Source organism: Streptomyces sp. NPDC001927 (assembly GCF_053594455.1).
On record NZ_JBSFEN010000010.1, the window covers coordinates 100,192 to 117,031 of the forward strand.

General features: G+C 71.2%; 18 protein-coding genes. 11 read left to right on the plus strand and 7 right to left on the minus strand.

What is annotated here, in order from left to right; genetic code table 11:
• The first annotated feature begins 262 nt into the window (after window positions 1–262).
• From ACWCO8_RS26375 to ACWCO8_RS26385, 3 genes are all read left to right on the plus strand, one after another.
• Window positions 263–940 (plus strand): bifunctional DNA primase/polymerase, encoded by a 678-nt coding sequence (locus ACWCO8_RS26375; RefSeq protein ID WP_451034339.1) that lies wholly within the window; start codon window positions 263–265, stop codon window positions 938–940.
• 85 nt (window positions 941–1,025) lie between these two features.
• Complete coding sequence (locus ACWCO8_RS26380) at window positions 1,026–1,850, plus strand: ABC transporter ATP-binding protein (RefSeq protein WP_451034568.1); 825 nt, start codon at window positions 1,026–1,028, stop codon at window positions 1,848–1,850.
• The gene (locus ACWCO8_RS26385) at window positions 1,847–3,460 is read left to right on the plus strand and encodes a transporter (RefSeq protein ID WP_451034340.1); all 1,614 of its coding nucleotides are present in this window, start codon (window positions 1,847–1,849) and stop codon (window positions 3,458–3,460) included. Before ACWCO8_RS26380 ends, ACWCO8_RS26385 begins: the two co-directional genes overlap by 4 nt.
• 57 nt (window positions 3,461–3,517) lie before the next feature.
• On the opposite strand, the gene ACWCO8_RS26390 is transcribed toward ACWCO8_RS26385, so the two are convergent.
• Window positions 3,518–4,732 carry an FG-GAP-like repeat-containing protein gene (locus tag ACWCO8_RS26390; protein ID WP_451034341.1) on the minus strand — a complete coding sequence of 405 codons (1,215 nt, stop codon included), beginning with the start codon at window positions 4,730–4,732 and terminating at the stop codon, window positions 3,518–3,520.
• Window positions 4,733–5,070: 338 nt separating this feature from the next.
• Here ACWCO8_RS26390 and ACWCO8_RS26395 point away from each other — a divergent pair, with 338 nt between their 5' ends.
• A complete protein-coding gene (locus ACWCO8_RS26395; protein ID WP_362007173.1) occupies window positions 5,071–5,514 on the plus strand; it encodes a subtilase-type protease inhibitor in 444 nt (147 codons plus the stop codon).
• Window positions 5,515–5,630: 116 nt separating this feature from the next.
• Here ACWCO8_RS26395 and ACWCO8_RS26400 read toward each other — a convergent pair whose 3' ends face one another.
• A complete protein-coding gene (locus ACWCO8_RS26400; RefSeq protein ID WP_451034342.1) occupies window positions 5,631–6,854 on the minus strand; it encodes an FG-GAP-like repeat-containing protein in 1,224 nt (407 codons plus the stop codon).
• A 170-nt stretch (window positions 6,855–7,024) separates the two neighbouring features.
• On the opposite strand from ACWCO8_RS26400, the gene ACWCO8_RS26405 reads away from it, so the two are divergent.
• On the plus strand, window positions 7,025–7,810 hold the full coding sequence (locus ACWCO8_RS26405) for a hypothetical protein (RefSeq protein WP_451034343.1): 786 nt from the start codon (window positions 7,025–7,027) through the stop codon (window positions 7,808–7,810).
• Here ACWCO8_RS26405 and ACWCO8_RS26410 read toward each other — a convergent pair.
• Window positions 7,791–8,201: a hypothetical protein gene (locus ACWCO8_RS26410; RefSeq protein ID WP_451034344.1), complete on the minus strand. Its 411-nt coding sequence runs from the start codon at window positions 8,199–8,201 to the stop codon at window positions 7,791–7,793. The two genes, ACWCO8_RS26405 and ACWCO8_RS26410, sit on opposite strands and share 20 nt — an antisense overlap.
• An 82-nt stretch (window positions 8,202–8,283) precedes the next feature.
• Between ACWCO8_RS26410 and ACWCO8_RS26415 the strand changes: the two genes are divergently transcribed.
• The 3 genes from ACWCO8_RS26415 to ACWCO8_RS26425 all read left to right on the plus strand — a co-directional run bounded on the left by ACWCO8_RS26415 (window position 8,284) and on the right by ACWCO8_RS26425 (window position 9,564).
• Window positions 8,284–9,102 (plus strand): helix-turn-helix domain-containing protein, encoded by an 819-nt coding sequence (locus ACWCO8_RS26415; RefSeq protein WP_451034345.1) that lies wholly within the window; start codon window positions 8,284–8,286, stop codon window positions 9,100–9,102.
• A complete protein-coding gene (locus ACWCO8_RS26420) occupies window positions 9,099–9,359 on the plus strand; it encodes a DUF397 domain-containing protein (RefSeq protein ID WP_451034346.1) in 261 nt (86 codons plus the stop codon). Before ACWCO8_RS26415 ends, ACWCO8_RS26420 begins: the two co-directional genes overlap by 4 nt.
• 64 nt (window positions 9,360–9,423) lie before the next feature.
• Window positions 9,424–9,564 (plus strand): hypothetical protein, encoded by a 141-nt coding sequence (locus ACWCO8_RS26425; protein ID WP_362007188.1) that lies wholly within the window; start codon window positions 9,424–9,426, stop codon window positions 9,562–9,564.
• Between the two features lie 134 nt (window positions 9,565–9,698).
• On the opposite strand, the gene ACWCO8_RS26430 is transcribed toward ACWCO8_RS26425, so the two are convergent.
• Window positions 9,699–9,824 carry a hypothetical protein gene (locus ACWCO8_RS26430; RefSeq protein ID WP_451034347.1) on the minus strand — a complete coding sequence of 42 codons (126 nt, stop codon included), beginning with the start codon at window positions 9,822–9,824 and terminating at the stop codon, window positions 9,699–9,701.
• A gap of 110 nt (window positions 9,825–9,934) precedes the next feature.
• Window positions 9,935–11,158, minus strand: a complete 1,224-nt coding sequence (locus ACWCO8_RS26435) for a hypothetical protein (protein WP_451034348.1) — start codon at window positions 11,156–11,158, stop codon at window positions 9,935–9,937.
• A gap of 86 nt (window positions 11,159–11,244) precedes the next feature.
• Here ACWCO8_RS26435 and ACWCO8_RS26440 point away from each other — a divergent pair, with 86 nt between their 5' ends.
• Window positions 11,245–12,129, plus strand: coding sequence for an arginase family protein (locus tag ACWCO8_RS26440; RefSeq protein ID WP_451034349.1), 885 nt, complete (start codon window positions 11,245–11,247; stop codon window positions 12,127–12,129).
• Window positions 12,130–12,206: 77 nt separating this feature from the next.
• Window positions 12,207–13,580, plus strand: a complete 1,374-nt coding sequence (locus ACWCO8_RS26445) for a protein kinase domain-containing protein (protein WP_451034350.1) — start codon at window positions 12,207–12,209, stop codon at window positions 13,578–13,580.
• 63 nt (window positions 13,581–13,643) lie between these two features.
• Here the strand turns inward: ACWCO8_RS26445 and ACWCO8_RS26450 are convergent, their stop codons facing one another.
• Window positions 13,644–14,180: an NUDIX hydrolase family protein gene (locus ACWCO8_RS26450; protein ID WP_451034351.1), complete on the minus strand. Its 537-nt coding sequence runs from the start codon at window positions 14,178–14,180 to the stop codon at window positions 13,644–13,646.
• 199 nt (window positions 14,181–14,379) lie between these two features.
• On the opposite strand from ACWCO8_RS26450, the gene ACWCO8_RS26455 reads away from it, so the two are divergent.
• Window positions 14,380–15,612, plus strand: a complete 1,233-nt coding sequence (locus ACWCO8_RS26455; protein WP_451034352.1) for a serine hydrolase domain-containing protein — start codon at window positions 14,380–14,382, stop codon at window positions 15,610–15,612.
• Window positions 15,613–15,621: 9 nt separating this feature from the next.
• Here ACWCO8_RS26455 and ACWCO8_RS26460 read toward each other — a convergent pair whose 3' ends face one another.
• On the minus strand, window positions 15,622–16,482 hold the full coding sequence (locus ACWCO8_RS26460; RefSeq protein WP_451034353.1) for an alpha/beta fold hydrolase: 861 nt from the start codon (window positions 16,480–16,482) through the stop codon (window positions 15,622–15,624).
• Window positions 16,483–16,840 lie beyond the last annotated feature (358 nt).

Genomic DNA, 16,840 nt, shown 5'->3' on the forward strand with positions numbered 1-16,840 from the left:
GTGAGTGATCGAAGAGAACTGATCACTGCCCGGCGGATATCCGGTCAATGCCGATGTGAACACGCGAAACCGGACGCATCGGCCACGGACCCAGGCGCGGGGCACGGCCGACACCCCCCACCTCTGGCTACCCCACCACCGCTCCCCGGCCCCACGCGCGCCCCCGTCCGTGCACCCATGCGCCCCGTCGTGCAGGATCGATGCTCCACACCGCGCGGCACGCCGCCCGTAACCCCAGGTGACGGCGGGAGTTGAGTTCACCGTGGAAGAGACCATCGGAGTCACGGAAGCCGCACAGATCCCCAAGCAGCGAGGCGAGCAGCTGCTGGACAGCGCCGTGCGGTATGCGGAAGAGCGGCACTGGGACGTGTTCCCGGGGACCTGGCTGGAGGCGGTCGAGGGGCGGGAGCGGTGCTCCTGCGGCGCGGAGGAGTGCGTCACTCCCGGCGCGCACCCGGCCAGGCCCGACTGGTCGACCCAGGCGACCGGCAGCGCGGTCGGGGCGCGGCGCATGTGGTCGAAGCAGCCCAAGGCGTCGATCCTGCTGCCGACGGGCCGTACCTTCGACGCGATCGAAGTGCCGGAGTCGGCGGGCTTCCTGGCGCTCGCGCGGATGGAGCGCATGGAGCTCACGCTCGGCCCGGTGACCTGTACGCCGGACCGCCGGATGTTCTTCTTCGTGCTGCCGGGCGCCGCGACCAAGGTCCCCGATCTCGTACGGAAGCTGGGCTGGGCCCCGGCCTCGATCGACCTGACCACCCGCGGCGAGGGCTTCTACGTGGCGGCGCCGCCCACCCGGGTCGGCGGGCACGGCGCGGTGCAGTGGGCGCGGCGGCCCACCCCGGCGAACCGCTGGCTGCCGGACGCCGAGGAGCTCATCAGCCCCCTCGCGTACGCCTGCGGACGGGAAGCGGCGGCCGCACGGGCCAGGCGCCCCTGAGAGGTGGCCCCTTAGGGTGTGCTCGTACGACGTACGGGGACGACCGAGGGGTTGACGGACCATGCCTGACCAGGCATCTGACGGAATGTACGTAGAGGCGGGCACCGCCCCCGGGGGACCGGGAGCGGTGCCCGCCGTTCGCGTCGAGGGGCTGTGGAAGCGCTTCGGGCAGCAGATCGCCGTGAACGGCATCGACTTGGTGCTGCCCGCGGGCCGGTTCATCGGTCTCGTCGGGCCCAACGGCGCCGGCAAAACGACCACCCTCTCCATGATCACCGGTCTGCTCCGGCCGGACGCGGGGCGCGTCCTCGTCGCCGGGCACGACGTGTGGCGCGACCCGGAGTCGGTCGCCGAGGTCAAGGCCCGGATCGGGGTCCTGCCGGAGGGGCTGCGACTCTTCGAGCGGCTCTCGGGCCGTGAACTCCTCGCGTACACCGGGCGGCTGCGGGGGCTGCCCGGTGCGGAGGTCGACAAGCGGGCCGCGCAGCTGCTCGACGTCCTGGACCTGGCGGGCGCGCAGAACAAGCTGGTCGTGGACTACTCGACCGGTATGCGCAAGAAGATCGGTCTGGCCGCGGCGCTCCTGCACAACCCGGAAGTCCTCTTCCTGGACGAGCCGTTCGAGGGCGTCGACCCGGTGTCCGCGCAGACGATCCGGGGCGTCCTGGAGCGGTACACCGGCTCGGGCGCGACCGTCGTCTTCTCCAGCCACGTCATGGAGCTGGTGGAGTCGCTGTGCGACTGGGTCGCGGTGATGGCCGCGGGCCAGATCCGTGCGCAGGGCCCGCTGGCGGACGTACGGGGCGACGCGCCGTCGCTGCAGGCCGCGTTCCTTGAGCTGGTGGGCGCGAACGGGCGCGAGTCGGCCGGGGACTCCCTGGACTGGCTCGGCGGGGGTACGGCCCGATGACCACGGCGCCCGCCCCCGACTCGCTCACGTCGGTCTTCGTCCGGCTCAAACTGGCCCTGCTGCGCAACGGGCTGCGGCAGTCGGCCGCGCGCACGGCCGTCTATGTGACGTCGATCGTCGTCACCGTCCTCTTCGGCGCGCTGCTGCTGCTCGGCTTCGTCCTGCTGCGGGGGTACGCGGACGCCGACTCGATCGCGATCCTGATGACGGGCGTGATCGCGCTGTCGTGGGCGTTCATGCCGCTCTTCGTGTCCGGCGGCGACGAGACGCTCGACCCGTCGCGGCTCGTGATGCTGCCGCTGCACCCGCGCCCGCTGGTGCGCTCGCTGCTCGTGGCCTCGCTGGTGGGCATGGGCCCCGCGTTCACCCTGCTCGCCGGCCTGGGCGCGGCCCTCGCGCTCGCGCGGGGCGCGGCGGGTGTCGCGGCGGCGGTCGTCGCCGTGCCGCTGGTGGTCCTGGTGTGCGTGGCGCTCTCGCGGGCCGTCGCGGCCGCCAACGTACGGCTGCTGACCTCGCGCAAGGGCCGGGACCTCGCGGTACTGAGCGGTCTGGTGATCGCGGTCGGCATCCAGGTGGTCAACTTGGGCGCCCAGCGCCTGAGCCGGGCCGGGGGTCTGTCGACGCTCGAACCGGCGACGGCGGTCGTGAGCTGGTTGCCGCCCGCCTCTGCGGTCTCGGCCGTGGACTCGGCGAGCGAGGGCGACTACGCGGTGGCGGCGGCGCAGTTGCTGCTCACGGCCGTCGCCCTCGGGGCGCTGCTGTACTGGTGGCAGCGGAGCCTGGTGCGGCTGATGACCGAGCCGGACGGCTCGACGATCGGCGCGGCCCCAGACTCGGCCGGCAGCGGCCGGGAGTCCACGGGACGGCTGGCGCGGATGCTGCCGGGCGGGCGTACGGGAACGGTGATGGAGCGCAGCCTGCGCTACATCTGGCGCGACCCGAAGACCAAGATGGCCTGGATCACCTCGCTCGCGATGGGCGCGATCGTGCCCATGTTCAACGCGCTCCAGGGCGCGGGCTCGGTCTACTGGGCCTGCTTCGCCTCGGGGATGCTCGGCATGCTGATGTACAACCAGTTCGGGCAGGACACCTCGGCGTTCTGGATGGTCGCCCAGACGATCTCCACCCCGGCGGACGCGTACGCCGAACTGCGGGCGCGGGCCCTGACGCTGCTCCTGATCACCCTGCCGTTCACGGTCCTGGTGACCACGGGCACGGCGGTCGTCTCCGGCGCCTGGTCGTCGCTGCCGGACGCGCTGGGCGTGGCCTTCGCGCTGCTCGGCGCGATGCTGGGGGTCGGGGCGCTGGCCTCGGCGCTCTTCCCGTACTCGATCCCGCAGGACAGCGCGTACAAGAACGTGGCGCCGGGGCAGGGCGGACTTGCCTGGATCTCGATCTTCGGCGGCATGTTCGCGGCGGCGGTGCTGTGCGCCCCGGTGATCGGGGCGGCGATCTACCTCAACGTCGAGGACGAGACGTCCCTGCTGTGGATCCTGCTGCCGCTCGGCACGCTGTACGGCGCGCTGCTGCTGTGGGGCGGCCTGAAGCTGGCGGCGCCCCGGACTGCGCGGCGGCTGCCGGAGATCCTGGCGGCGGTCAGCAAGGGGTAGGCGGCAGTGAGCGTGCGGGGGCGGTCGGGCCTTGCGGTCCGGCCGCCCCCGCTCCTGTCAGAAGACGCCGTTCAGGCCCCACCACTCGCCGTCGACGCGTTGCCCACTCGCGAGCGAACCGTCGCCGACGCCCGGGTAGGTGAGCAGCCAGCCGAGATGGCCGGGGTATCCGTCGATCCGGTACTGCTCGTTGGTGATCGTGGAGAGGTCGGCGTAGCCATCGCCGTTGGTGTCGCCGACCGCGATGAAGGTGTCCATCGCGTTCCAGCCACCCGTGCCGATGAGCTTGCGGGCCTTGAGGGCCGAGGCGCCGCCCGGGTAGAGCCAGAGCTTGCCGGTGGCCGCCTCACGGGCGACGAGGTCGGTCACGCCGTCGCGGTCCATGTCACCGGCGCCGACGAGGGCGTTCATGCCGTTCCAGCCGCCGGAGCCGATCAGCAGGCGCTCGCCGAGACCACCCGAGCCGTTCCCGGGGTACAGCCACAGCTTCCCCGTGGACTTCTCGATCGCGACGAGGTCACTGCGGCCGTCCCCGGTGAGGTCACCGAAGGCGGTGACCTGGGCCATGCCGTTCCAGCCGCCGCTGCCGATCAGCCTGCGCTCGTAGAAGAAGCCGCTGCCGACGCCCGGGTAGACCCAGAGCTTGCCGGTGGCCGCCTCACGGGCGACGAGGTCCTCCCAGCCGTCGTCGGTGAAGTCGCCGTGGCGGGTCAGCGCGTTCATCGCGTTCCAGCCACCGGTACCGACGAGCCGGCCCTGGCCGTCTCCCCGCAGGAACCAGAGCCGGCCGGCCGTGTCCCGCGAGAGCAGGTCGGCCGTGCGGTCACCGTTCATGTCGCCGAAGGGCGCCGCGTACGCCCCCGCGGCGTTCCAGTCGGGGTACGCGGGCCGGCTGCACTCCCGCTCCGTACGGACGAACTTGATCGAGCTCGTGGGCGAGGTCGGCCAGGCGCCCCACTCGCCCGGGCCGTCGGGGCCCAGCGAGGCGTACCCGCCCATGGGCGCGTGGTCCTTCTCGTCGTACAGGCACGCGTACATCGACGTCCGGTTGGTGAACGAGCGGAACGCGTTGTCCCAACTGCCCAGCGTCGCCTGGTCCGTGTTCGCCTTGAACATCGTCCCGGTGGCCGACTCGTTCTTCCACGCGCAGAAGTAGCCCTGCGGGCAGTCGGAGGCCGCGGCCCGCGCGGGCGCCGTGCCGCCCACCCCGAGCACGGCCACGGAGGCGAGACCCAGAACGGTGGCCAGGCCTCGCAGCATGGTGGTGCGCATCAATCCCCTCCCCATCGTGCGACCGAATAGGCGATCGAGCGTACGGCGAGGAGCGCGCGGCGCACCCGTCCCTGCACGGGCTCGGCACGGGCTTCCGGCCGAACCACCGTCTCCGGATGTCGTGCGAATTCGAACCAATTCCTTATCTTCGCAGGCCAGTTGGTTGTTCGACCTTGGACCAGCTGCGCTCGGAGCGCTCTCAGCGAGGGCCGCACCCGCCCCCAACAGGCCGAACGTTCGGTCGTGACCGGAAAGCGGCGAAGGATGTGCGATCACCCTCCGCATCGGCAAGACTCCGGGGCGCAATCAGGCAGCACCCGCCCCGAAAGGACAATTCCATGCGTCCCCTGCTCCGTGACACCGCCTTCACCACCGCCCTCGCGACCGGTCTCGCACTGATCGGCGTCGCCGCGACGCCGGCCTCCGCGCAGGCCGAGCCGACGCGCCTGTACCCGCCGTCGGCGCTGGTGCTCTCCGTGGCGAAGGGCGAGGACGTGACGTCGGCGACGGTCGAGCGCGCGGTGACCCTGGGCTGCACCCCCACGGCCACGGGCACGCACCCGGCGCCCGCGTCCGCCTGCGAGGAGCTGAACGCCGTGGACGGCGACTTCGGCCGGCTGACCCGCGCGAACGCCGCCGCCCCCTGTACGCGCATCTGGGACCCGGTCACGGTCACGGGCGAGGGCATCTGGAAGGGCAAGCGCGTGACGTGGTCGGCGACGTACGGCAACCGGTGCGAGATGAACGTCGGCATGTGGAAGAGCTCGGTCTTCGCGTTCTGACGCTCTGAGCGGTCTGACGTTCCGAGCGCCCTGACGTTCCGGGCGTTCTGACGCGCGAGCGAAAGAAGGGAGGGCCTTCGTCCGAGATGCGGAACGAAGGCCCTCCCTTCCGTCTGTCAGAAGACGCCGTTGAGGTGCCACCAGTCCCAGGCCTGCGGCTGGCCGGCCTGCAGGCCGCCGGTGCCGGTACCGGGGTAGAGCACCAGGCAGCCGGCGCCCCGGCAGCCGTCGGCGACGAAGCTGCCCGTGGTCGTGGCGGCGAGATCGACGGCGCCGTCGCCGCCGTAGTCGCCCACGGCGAGGATGGTGTGCATGCCGTTCCAGCCGCCGGAGCCGATCATCACGCGGGACCCGAAGGAGCCGGCCTGGCCCGGGTAGAGCCAGAGCTTGCCGGTGGAAGCCTCGCGCGCGACCAGGTCGGCCCGGCCGTCCTTGTTCATGTCACCGGCGGCGACGAGGGCGTTCATGCCGTTCCAGCCGCCGTTGCCGAGCAGCTTGCGCGCGCCGAGGCCACCGGAGGTGGTGCCCGGGTAGAGCCAGAGCTTCCCGGTGGACTTCTCCACGGCGACGACGTCGCCGCGACCGTCCCCGGAGAGGTCGCCGAAGGCGACGACGCGGCTCATCGCGTTCCAGCCGCCGCTGCCGAGCAGCTTGCGCGTGCCCAGGGTCCCGGAGCCCGTACCCGGGTACAGCCACAGCTTGCCGGTCGACGCCTCGCGCGCGACCACGTCCTCGCGGCCGTCACCACTGAAGTCGCCGTGCCGGGTGAGCGCGTTCATCGCGTTCCACCCGCCCGAACCGACCATCCTGCCGGACATGTCACCCGGCAGGAACCACAGGCGCCCCACCTGGTCCCGGACGAGCACGTCCGCCCGCCGGTCGCCGTTCATGTCGCCGAAGCCGGCCGCCGTGGGCGCCACGGCGGAGTGCCACTCGGGGTACGGGGCCCCGTCGCACTCCCGCACCGTGGGGACGAGCTTCACCGAGCTGACGGTCTTCGGCTGTGCGTAGCCCCATTCGGTACCGGCGGGATCGGGATCCCAGATGTCGGTGCCGTTGGTGCCGTCGTAGTTCGGGCCGCTGTACAGGCAGGCGTACAGGGACGTGTGGTTCACGACCGAGTAGAACTTGTTGTCCCAGGACCCGAGCGTCGCCTTGTCGACGTTCGTCTTGAACATCGTGCCCGCGCCGTTGTCGGCCTGCCAGGCGCAGAAGTAGCCCTTCGGGCAGTCCTTGATGGCGGCCTGCGCGGGCGTCGCGCCCGCACCGAACAGCCCGAGCGAGGTGAGCCCCAGCGCGGTGACCGCGGTGGCCAGACTTCTTCCCCAAGATGTACGCATTTGTTGCTTTCCCTCCCTGATGCGGCACGGAGTGCTCCTCGACGCGCCGCGAGGGGGACCGTACATCAGGCCACCGTCACCGCATGCGGGAGCCCCGGCTCCACGGGCCGCTCCTCGCCGGTGGGCCGGAACCGTGTCGTCCACAGCCCCGCTCGGGCACAATCCCCCGCATGTCGGGGGACGTGCGCGAGGCGGGCGAGCACAGGGACCGGTTCCTGGTCCGACGCTGGATGGAACCGCACGAGGAGGCCGTCCTGCGGGACACCCCGATCGCGGTCCTCCAGCAGGTCAGGTTCTGGGGCGGCATCGCGATCGCCGTCGCGATCAAGTGGCCCGTGATCATGACTGGTGACGACGTCGACGGAAACCTCCTGGCGGCCTGGGCGCGGGACAGCGGCCTACGACTCCTCCTCGTGCCGTTCCTGCTGCTCGTGACGGCACCGCTGGTGGTCGCCGCGTACTTCCTGATCCTCCGGCCCCCGACCGGGGGCGCGCTCGGTGGACGGCTGCGAGGCCCCCTCACGGCGGCGGGCGCCTTCCTCGGGCATCTGCTGATGACGGTCGGAGGCGTGACGGGCGCCCTCTGGGTGAGCACCAAGGACTTCGAGGAGCAGCCGATCCTCTCGGGTCTCGCGATTCTCGTCTGTCTGTACGTGGGACTGCGCCGCGTCGGGTTCCTCTACTTCGCCGTTCCCGCGATCTCGCGGCACATGTTCCGCACGATCGAGATCCACCCGGCGTTTCCGGCCCTGATCACAGTGGCCCTCGCCTGGGAACTCACCCTCCAGGACCTCCTGTTCCCGCTGGCGGAGTTCCCGGGCGTGCCCTTCCTGCTCCCGCTCAGCGGCGCCGTCGCCACGACCGCCGTCGCAGGCGTCGAACTGTGGCGGCTGCGCGCGGCCCACGGCATGCGCTTCCGCCGGTTGACCCGCCCGGTCACTCCACCGCGCGACTGACCATCAGATGCAGGAGCCCCGGCTCCACGAACGGGTCCTCCTCGGTCGGCCGGGACCGCCAGTCCAACGGCCAGGTCACCCCGTCGAGCGCCGGAACCCCGACGAACGCCTCACTCCGCCCACTCCGACTCAGCGCCCGCGCCGGGGCCGGCCAGGCGTGGGCGACGGCGGTCTGCGGGGGCAGCAGAAAGTACAGGTTCCGCTCACCGGTGGCCTCCCGCACGATCGGCCCGGCACGGAAGTCGGTGAACTCCATGAGCCGGTACGCGACGTCCTCCCCGAGGAACCCGCCGATCCGAACGGCATCGAAGTGCACGCCCGCGTGCCGAAGGGCGTGACCGGTGGCGGGAACCCAAGGGGGCACCCTGTCAAGTGACTTGCGCGAATTCATGACACCAGCTTTCCGGCGTCGCTCTACTGTGACCAGGGCCACAGGCGCTTTGTGCCGGGCTGTGCGTTCGGGGAGGTCAGGCGTGAACAAAGGAAACAAGGGGAGCCCTGGGGCCGCGAAGGCCTTCGGGAGGCTGTTGCGCTTCCATCGGGAGCGCGCGAAGGTCTCGCAGGAGGCGCTGGGCAAGGCGACCGGATACTCCAAGTCCCAGGTGGCCATGATCGAGCGCGGGGAGCGCCGGGCGAGGGGCGACTTCGTCGTGATCGCCGACAGCCTGCTCGGTGCACAAGGTGCACTGATCGAGGTCGCGGAGGAGATGACCGAGAGCGGGGTGGCTGCCTGGTTCGAGGACTACTTGGGAGAAGAGGCCAAGGCAGCGGGCATTCACAAGTACGAGACCCACCTCGTCCCGGGCCTTCTCCAGACCAAGGACTACGCACGGGCGGTCTTCGAGAGCGCCGTACCGGCGCTGGAGGACGAGGAGATCGAGGCGGGCATCTCGGCTCGCCTCGCACGGCAGGAGCTCTTCTACCGCAAACCCGCACCGCTGGTGACCTTCGTCCTGGAGAGGTCCGCGCTCACCAAACCACTCGGCGGGCCGGAAGTCCTCCGCAGCAACCTGCTGCACATCCGCCAGTGCGCCGATCTGCGGAACGTGACGATCCAGGTAATGCCGGAGAACCGACGGACCCATGCCGGACTCAACGGGTCCTTCACGCTCCTGGAGACAGAGGAGCGTCGCAGACAACTCGTCTATGTCGAAGGGCAGGGCGGCAGGTACTTTCTCAGCGAGCAGCCGGATGTGGGAGACGTCTTCGCCCGCTACAGCACTCTGCGGGCGCAGGCCCTTACTCCCGAGGACTCGGCACAACTGATCGAACAGGTGGCACGAGAGCTATGAGCACCGACCTCAACTGGTTCAAGAGCAGCTACAGCGGCGACCAGGGCGGCGACTGCGTCGAGGTCGCGGTCGGCTGGACGAAGTCCTCGTACAGCGGCGACCAAGGCGGCGCCTGTGTCGAGGTCGCCTGGACCAAGTCCCCCTACAGCCGCCCCCACACCGTCCACGTCCGGGACTCCAAGGACACGACCGTCCCCGCCCTCACGCTCTCCCCCGCCGCCTGGACGCACTTCCTTTCGGGCAGCACCTGGCTGTAACTCGCCTGCTCTCGACGCGAGTTGGGCCCTACCTTGGGCCGACACTTCGATTCGAGGGGGCACCATGTCCGCATTGCGCAAGTCGTTCGCGGTTCTGGCCATGACCGCGGTGATCTCGTTGGGCTTCGCCGGCACCAGTCACGCGGACATCAGCTGCGACTGGGTGTGGGACGGCGCGGGCGCCTGGTACTGCCAGCCCGCGTAGCCGCGGGTGTCGGCGAGGTGTTCGTGCTGAACACCTCGCCGACGCGCACGCGGTCAGGGGTCCCCGTTCCCGCCGTTGCCGCCCCAACCGGCCTCAACGAACGACTCCGACCAGGGCTTTCGCGCCGACCGCTCCTACCGGAAGTTCTTTCGAACGTCGCGTCGGAACTGCTTGATGGCATCTCGCAGGTTGATGTAGTCGAGGGCGAGTCCCACACCGCGTGCAGTCCACTTCACTGCCGTCACCAGCACCTCTTCCACGGCATCCTTCTTTCTCCGACCCGTATTTCCCCTTCAGACTCCGCTACGGCCAAGAGGGTTGCGCAACTGCCGCACGGCAAGGTGGCATCGCACGCCCGGTCGCAACAGGCCTAGTCCTGCCAGTAGAAGAGCAGCGCCCCGACCGTCAGGGGCCCGCGGCCGCCGAAGTAGTAGACGCAGAGGTCCGTGACGCGGATCGTGCCGGTCTCCGCGTCGATCCAGCGGAAGCCCGCCCCTTCGAGTGCGTGGCGGGCGGTGGCGTAGGCGGCGGAGTCCTCCTCGTAGCCCTCCTCCTCGTCCGTGGCGAAGGGGCCCAGCGTGCTGATCAGGAAGCGCCTGCCGGCGGCCTCGATGACGTGGTACGTCCCGTCCCCCTGCTGGTTGTCCTCTCCGCAGGAGACCGGGGGTTTCGGCGCGAGGCCCGCCGTCGTGAGCGCGGCCGTCGCGCGGCGGAGCTGGTCGTCGACGTCGGGGCGGGCGGGCGGGTCGGTGCACAGGACCTCGATCCGCCACCGCGGGTCGCTCGTGGTCTCGCAGCCGGGGGCGTACTCGTGGACGATCGCGGCGCGGAGCTCCTCGTCCAGGTCCTCGACCTCGACGCGGGGGCGGCCCAGGTTCTCGTACACCGCCCTGGTCTCGGCCGTGTCCTCGGTGAGGCCGTGGAGCGCGTACGTCGCCCACAGCTTCGCCTCGGTCGTCGGCGCCTCGCCGATGTAGGCGCGCAGGCGGTCCGGGTCGTCCGCGCACCACTGGGCGCGGTGGGCGACCCGCCGGTCCGGGTCCGCGAGGGCGTCGGTCACGTCCTCGTCGGCGCGGTAGCGCATCCGGAGGTGGAAGAGGCGGTCCTCGGGCCGGTCCGTGCCCAGGTCCGCGAGGATCGTGGCCGTACCGTGCCGGTCGACCAGCCCGTCCAGACCGGCTTCGGCGGCGGCGCGGGTGCCCTGGGACGGCGACGCGGCGAGGGTCGCCAGGTCGTGCGCGGCCGAGCGGTCGCCGAGCAGGCCGCGCGCCTTGAGGAACGCCTCGGTCATGCCGTACGAGGTGTCGCTCCGGCGGTCCTCGTGCCGCAGCCAGGGCAGCAGTTCCTCCCGGTCCGCGAGCAGGTCGAGGAGTTCCCGGCGCAGCTCGTCGTGCGGGTCTCGGATGCGGGCGGTCAGCTCGGGGGCGTACTGCTCCGGGACCCGGCCGGTCAGTGCGATCACGCAGGGGCTCCGGCGCCACCACGGGTGGCTGGGGTCGGCCACGTACCGGGCGAGCGTCGGGGCGTCGACCTCGAGGAGGCCTGCCGTGTCGGCGTGTCCGGCCTGCGGTATCAGCGTCTCGATGGTTCGCATGCGGGGAGGCTACTGCTGCCGCGCCGCCCTGAGCAGGGCGATTTCGTGGCGATGCCCGAGTCGGCGCGCGGGGACACCATGGAGGTATGCCACTGGTCAGACGGCGTGAGCCGGTCGTCATCGAGGCACCGTCCGTACTCGGGCTGCGGCCGTCCGGGGTTCAGGACCTTCCCGGGGTGCTGCTTGGTGAGTTGCCGCGGGCCGGTCGGGTCGAGGCACCGCCGTACGACCCGGTGCCGGATGCCGCGACCGGGGTGCTCAATCCGGGCGGGATCGCCCGGTACTCCGGGCTGCTGGCCGATGCCGTCGGCCAGGTTCTGGATTCGGGGCGGCTTCCGGTCGTCCTGGGTGGGGACTGCAGCATCCTGCTGGGCAACCTGCTGGCCCTGCGGCGGAGGGGGCGGTACGGGCTGCTGTTCCTGGACGGGCACACCGACTTCTACCAGCCCGAGGCCGAGCCGGCCGGTGAGGCCGCGTCGATGGAGCTGGCCCTCGCGACCGGCCGCGGGCCCCGCGTACTGACCGACCTGGAGGGGCGCCGGCCGCTCGTCCGGGACGAGGACGTCGTCGCCTTCGGGTTCCGCGACGCCGACGCGTCCGCCGCCGACGGGATGCAGCCGCTGCCGGCGGGGCTGTACGCCCTGGACCTGGACGACGTCCGCGCGGCCGGCGCCGCCGATGCCGCGCGGGGCGCGGTCGAGCGGCTCACCGGGGGTGCGGTGGACGGGTATTGGGTCCACCTCGACGTGGACGTCCTCGACGACGCGATCATGCCGGCCGTGGACTACCGCCAGCCGGGCGGGCTGAGCTGGGCCGAGCTGGAGGACGTCCTGGGTATGGCGCTGGCCGACGACCGGGCCGTGGGGTTCGACGTCACCATCTTCAACCCCCGCCTCGACCCGGACGGCTCGATCGGGACCCGGCTGACGGAGTGCCTGGCAGCGAGCCTGCGGCGGGCCGACGCTCGGTGACGTGACGCGCCCGCCCGCGTCGCGACAATCGTCAACTCTCCTCGGTTCGCAGCCGAGTTGATCGTACGATCTGTCCCATGGGGGACACACTCGCTCCGGGTACGACCCTGGCCGGGGGCCGGTACCGCATCGACGCGCTGCTGGACAGCGGCGGGATGGCGCATGTCTACCGGGCCCACGACGTCAGGCTCAACCGGCAGGTCGCGATCAAGACCATGCGGCCGAGGATCGCCCTGGAACCGGACTCCGTACGCCGGTTCCAGCGCGAGTCACAAGCGATGGCGAGGCTCGGACACATCCACGTGGTGACCGTGCACGACACCGGAGAAGAGGAACAGGCAGAGGGGCCGCCGATGCCCTACTTCGTCATGGAGCTGGTGGACGGGCCTTCCTTGTCGGCCAAGCTGCGCGAACAGGGCATGCTGCCCGCGTCAGAGGCGGTGCCCCTGGCGGACCAGATCCTTTCCGCGCTCGAGGCCAGCCACGACCGCGGGCTCGTCCACCGCGACATCAAGCCGGCGAACGTCCTGCTGGCCCCGGGTGGCATCGCGAAGGTGGCGGACTTCGGGATCGTCCGGGCCCTCACCCGCAACCAGACCGCTCTGACAAGCCCCTACTTCGCGATAGGGACCGCGCACTACATGGCCCCGGAGCAGGTTCGGGGCGAACCGGACCTCGACGGTCGGTGCGACCTGTACGCGGTCGGCGTCCTGCTCTTCGAGATGCTGACGGGCAGCAAGCCCTTCGACGGCCACGACGCGCACGCGATCGCCCAACAGCAGCTGTACGCGCCGCCACCGACGCTGGCATCGCGCGGGATCACCGGGCAGCCAGGCCTTGAGATGGTCCTCGCTCGCGCACTCGCCAAGAAGCCCGATGATCGGTACCCCGACGCGCGGGCGCTGCGCGGGGCACTGCGGGCCGCGGTGACGGCACCCGCACCGCCGCCCCCGCCCCCGCGTCCGACCTTGGGTCTGGGTCCGGGTCAGGGACTGCGTCCGACCCTGATCGCCCCCGGCACGGGAGCTCCCGGTTCCACCAGGACCTCCCGCCGTCCGGGCGGCGCAGTGGCCGACAGGCAGCCTGCGCAGCCGTTGCCGCGTCTCAAGCTCGTCGTCCACGGCGTCCGGCTGGCCCTCTGCGCTCTCCTGCTGGTCGTGGCGCTCTGGTTCGCGGGGGAAGTCGGCGGATTCATCGATGTCGGGGACTGGAGCGGCGCCCGCTGGACGGCCTTCGCCGGGACGGCCGCGAGTGCCGTCGGGCTGCTGGGGGCCTTGCCGGTCTGGCGCCCCGACAAGAAGGGCCCGACCTCCTTCATCCAGGTCATCTCCTGGCTCCTGGCCGTCGCCCAGCTGCTCAGCCTGATCTACGGCTGCCTCTCCCTGGTGGTCCTGAAGGACCAGGAGGGGTGCACGTTGAACTGGTCCAAGACCAAGTGCGAACTCCAGTGACGCGGGGATCCGTTCGGCTCGATCGAGCATCCCGACGGCGGTCCGCCCCCCGCCCCGCTTCGCTCAGTACGTGTGGCCGACGTACGCCAAGGCCTGCTTGAGCAGGAGGCCTCGGCCGCCCGGCATCTCGTTCTGGACGGCCGGGGACGCGGCCTCCTGGGGGGAGAACCAGACGAGGTCGAGGGCGTCCTGGCGGGGACGGCAGTCGCCCGTCACCGGGACGACGTACGCGAGGGCCACGGCGTGCTGGCGCGGGTCGTGGTACGGGGTGACGCCCGCCGTGGGGAAGTACTCGGCGATCGTGAACGGCTGCAGGGAGGACGGGACTCGGGGGAGGGCCACGGGGCCGAGGTCCTTCTCCAGGTGCCGGAGCAGCGCGTCGCGGACCCGCTCGTGGTGCATCACGCGGCCGGACACCAGGCTGCGGCTGATCGTTCCGTCGGCGCCGATGCGCAGCAGCAGTCCGATGCTGGTCACCTCGCCGCTGTCGTCCACGCGCACGGGAACAGCCTCGACGTACAGGATCGGCATCCGCGCGCGAGCACTCTCCAGCTCGTCCGTGGCCAGCCAACCAGGCGTGATTTCGGTCGTGTCAGACATCGCCTGATCATACTTTCCGGACGCCGTTCCGCACCGGAACGCGACACCAACGGCGGGTGGCTGTACGAAATCCACTCCGCCGGGCGAGTGGACTCACCGGGGCGACGGGCCGAGGAACGGGGGCGCGCGAGGGCGCGGGGGTCACGTTGGCCGTCCGGATCGTGAGTTCCGCATCCTGAACTGGAAGAGACGCCTCGCCATGCGCCGTACCCCCACCCGCCGGCTCTTCGCCGCCGCCGCCGTGCTCGTCGCCTCCCTCCTCGCCCCGCTGGCCACCGTTCCGGCGACCGCCGCCACCGGTGCCGCGCTCCCCGCCTCCGTCCCCGCCGACCGCGGCGGCGACGGCTTCTCGCCCGAGCTGACCGCCCGCCTGGACAAGGTCATCGAGGACGTCCGTACGCAGGCCGGGATCCCCGGTCTCGTCGCCGGGCTCTGGATGCCCGGCAAGGGGCGCTACGTCCGCGCGAGCGGCGTCGCCGACAAGGTCACCGGCGAGCCGATGTCCACCGACGTCTTCCTGCGGATCGGCAGCGAGACCAAGACGTTCACGGTCACCGCGCTCCTGAAGCTCGTCGACGACGGCAGGATCAAGCTCGACGACCCGATCGCCAAGTACATCGCCGGCGTCCCGAACGGCTGGAAGATCACCCTGCGCCACCTCGCCGAGATGCGCAGCGGCCTCTTCCCGTACACCGACGACGAGGACTTCCAGCATGACCTGCTGTCCGACCCGAGCCGGTACTTCTCCCCGTACGAGGTGCTCTCGTACGGCTACACGCACAAGAACACCTTCGCCCCCGGGGCGCAGTTCCAGTACTCCAACAGCAACCTGGTCCTGCTCGGCCTGGTGATCGAGAAGGTCAGCGGGCACCGGCTCGTCGACTTCCTGGAGAAGCGGGTGCTCCGCCCGGCGAAGCTGCGCCACACGCTGCTGCCGGAGGGCGCCGAGTTCCCCGAGCCGCACCCGCGCGGCTACACCAACCAGACGCTGAGCGGCGAGGTCACCGACTCCACGGACTGGAACCCCAGTTGGGCGTGGGCGGCCGGGGCGATGATCTCGAACCTTGAGGATCTGCGGCGCTGGGCGAAGATCGTCGCCACGGGTGAGCTGCTCAGCCCGGAGACCCAGGCGCAGCGTCTGAAGTTCCTGCCGACCGGTTTCCCGGGCACCAGCTACGGCCTCGGCATCTTCAACAGCGGTGGCTGGATCGGGCACAACGGCTCCATCCCGGGGTACGAGACCGTGACCGTCTACCTGCCCTCGCAGAAGGCCACCCTGGTGCTGATGCTCAACACCGACATCACGAGCCAGGGCCAGGAGCCGAGCTCGCTGGTCGCCCGCGCGATCACGCAGGTCGTGACACCGAACAACGTCTACGACCGGCCCGTGCCGCCGCGCGTGGCCGCACCCGCCGTGCGCCCCACGGCATGAGACGGCGCGTCAGGAGGTGAGGACGCCTTCCAGGAACGGCTCGATCGCCGTGCGCCAGGCGTCCGGGTGGTCGTAGTGCAGGAGGTGGCCGGCGTCCGGGATCTCCGCGTACGCCCCGCGCGGGAGGACGCGGACCATCTCCTGGGCCTCGGCGCGGCCCAGCTCGCCGTCCAGGCCGCGGACCACGAGCGTGGGGCAGCGGACCTGGGCGAGCGAGTCCCAGTGGGCGTCGTGGACCCAGGTCTCGCGGGAGGTCAGCATCTGGGCCGGGTCGAAGACCGGCCACCAGCCGTCGGGGCGCTCGGTCATCACCTCGGCGAAGAAGTCGCCGCGCGCCGGGTTCGGCCGCTCGACCCAGGGGTCGTCCTCGCCGAACCACTGCCGGACCGCGTCGAGCGAGGCGAAGGGCGCCGGCCAGCGGCGGAACCAGTCCGTCCATTCGCGCTGCGAGGCGGCCCCGAGGGCCGAGGCCCGCATGTCGCAGATGACCAGGGCGCGGACCAGGTCGGGGTGCTCGGCCGCGAGCTGCCAGGCGGTGAGGGCGCCCATGGAGTGCCCGACGAGGGTGACGGGGCCGAGGCCCAGCTGCTCGACGGCGGCGGCCGCGTCCGCGACGTACGCCTCGCGTGTGAAGGGTCCGGCGGCGGGCTTCTCGCTGCTGCCGTGACCGCGCTGGTCGAGGGCGACGACCCGATGCCCCTCGGCCAGCCAGCGGGCCGTGGGGGCCCAGTGCGAGGCGTTCCCCATCAGGCCGTGCAGCAGTAACACCCCGGAACCGGTGGCCCCGGCCGGTGCTGTCTGCTCTTCCGTGAACTCCCAGGCAGCCAGGCGTACGCCGTCGGCCCCGGTGACGTCGAGACGTCGCACCATGTTCCCTGGCACCCCCTCTTTCCCATCGAGCGTGTCGAGCCCCGCCAGACTATCGAACCCATATTCGAAAATGGGGTTCTGCCACGTAACACCCCTCGTTCGAGTGACCGCGCTCAAGGATTGACGCGCGCCGCCGAGGGGAGATCTTCAGCGGGAGGCGGACCGCTCGGGGAAAACGGTCCGAGGGGAATGACCCTGGGAGCTCGGGGCTCCGGGTCAGCACAGGGGAGGACAGGCCCCGGCGCCCATGGGCGCCGGGGCTCCTTGTCTGCTGAGGCACCGCCCCCGACGACTCCATCGCACCCACCCCTCCCCGGCCCACGATCCGGCTCTACGAACCGACCCCAGCGTGGCACGC

Coding starts and splice junctions, on each gene's coding strand:
- ACWCO8_RS26380 (WP_451034568.1), top strand. CDS start 1,026: ATGTACGTAGAGGCGGGCACCGCCCCCGGGGGACCGGGAGCGGTGCCC.
- ACWCO8_RS26385 (WP_451034340.1), top strand. CDS start 1,847: ATGACCACGGCGCCCGCCCCCGACTCGCTCACGTCGGTCTTCGTCCGG.
- ACWCO8_RS26390 (WP_451034341.1), bottom strand. CDS start 4,732: ATGCGCACCACCATGCTGCGAGGCCTGGCCACCGTTCTGGGTCTCGCC.
- ACWCO8_RS26395 (WP_362007173.1), top strand. CDS start 5,071: ATGCGTCCCCTGCTCCGTGACACCGCCTTCACCACCGCCCTCGCGACC.
- ACWCO8_RS26400 (WP_451034342.1), bottom strand. CDS start 6,854: ATGCGTACATCTTGGGGAAGAAGTCTGGCCACCGCGGTCACCGCGCTG.
- ACWCO8_RS26405 (WP_451034343.1), top strand. CDS start 7,025: ATGTCGGGGGACGTGCGCGAGGCGGGCGAGCACAGGGACCGGTTCCTG.
- ACWCO8_RS26410 (WP_451034344.1), bottom strand. CDS start 8,201: ATGAATTCGCGCAAGTCACTTGACAGGGTGCCCCCTTGGGTTCCCGCC.
- ACWCO8_RS26420 (WP_451034346.1), top strand. CDS start 9,099: ATGAGCACCGACCTCAACTGGTTCAAGAGCAGCTACAGCGGCGACCAG.
- ACWCO8_RS26425 (WP_362007188.1), top strand. CDS start 9,424: ATGTCCGCATTGCGCAAGTCGTTCGCGGTTCTGGCCATGACCGCGGTG.
- ACWCO8_RS26435 (WP_451034348.1), bottom strand. CDS start 11,158: ATGCGAACCATCGAGACGCTGATACCGCAGGCCGGACACGCCGACACG.
- ACWCO8_RS26440 (WP_451034349.1), top strand. CDS start 11,245: ATGCCACTGGTCAGACGGCGTGAGCCGGTCGTCATCGAGGCACCGTCC.
- ACWCO8_RS26445 (WP_451034350.1), top strand. CDS start 12,207: ATGGGGGACACACTCGCTCCGGGTACGACCCTGGCCGGGGGCCGGTAC.
- ACWCO8_RS26450 (WP_451034351.1), bottom strand. CDS start 14,180: ATGTCTGACACGACCGAAATCACGCCTGGTTGGCTGGCCACGGACGAG.
- ACWCO8_RS26455 (WP_451034352.1), top strand. CDS start 14,380: ATGCGCCGTACCCCCACCCGCCGGCTCTTCGCCGCCGCCGCCGTGCTC.
- ACWCO8_RS26460 (WP_451034353.1), bottom strand. CDS start 16,482: ATGGTGCGACGTCTCGACGTCACCGGGGCCGACGGCGTACGCCTGGCT.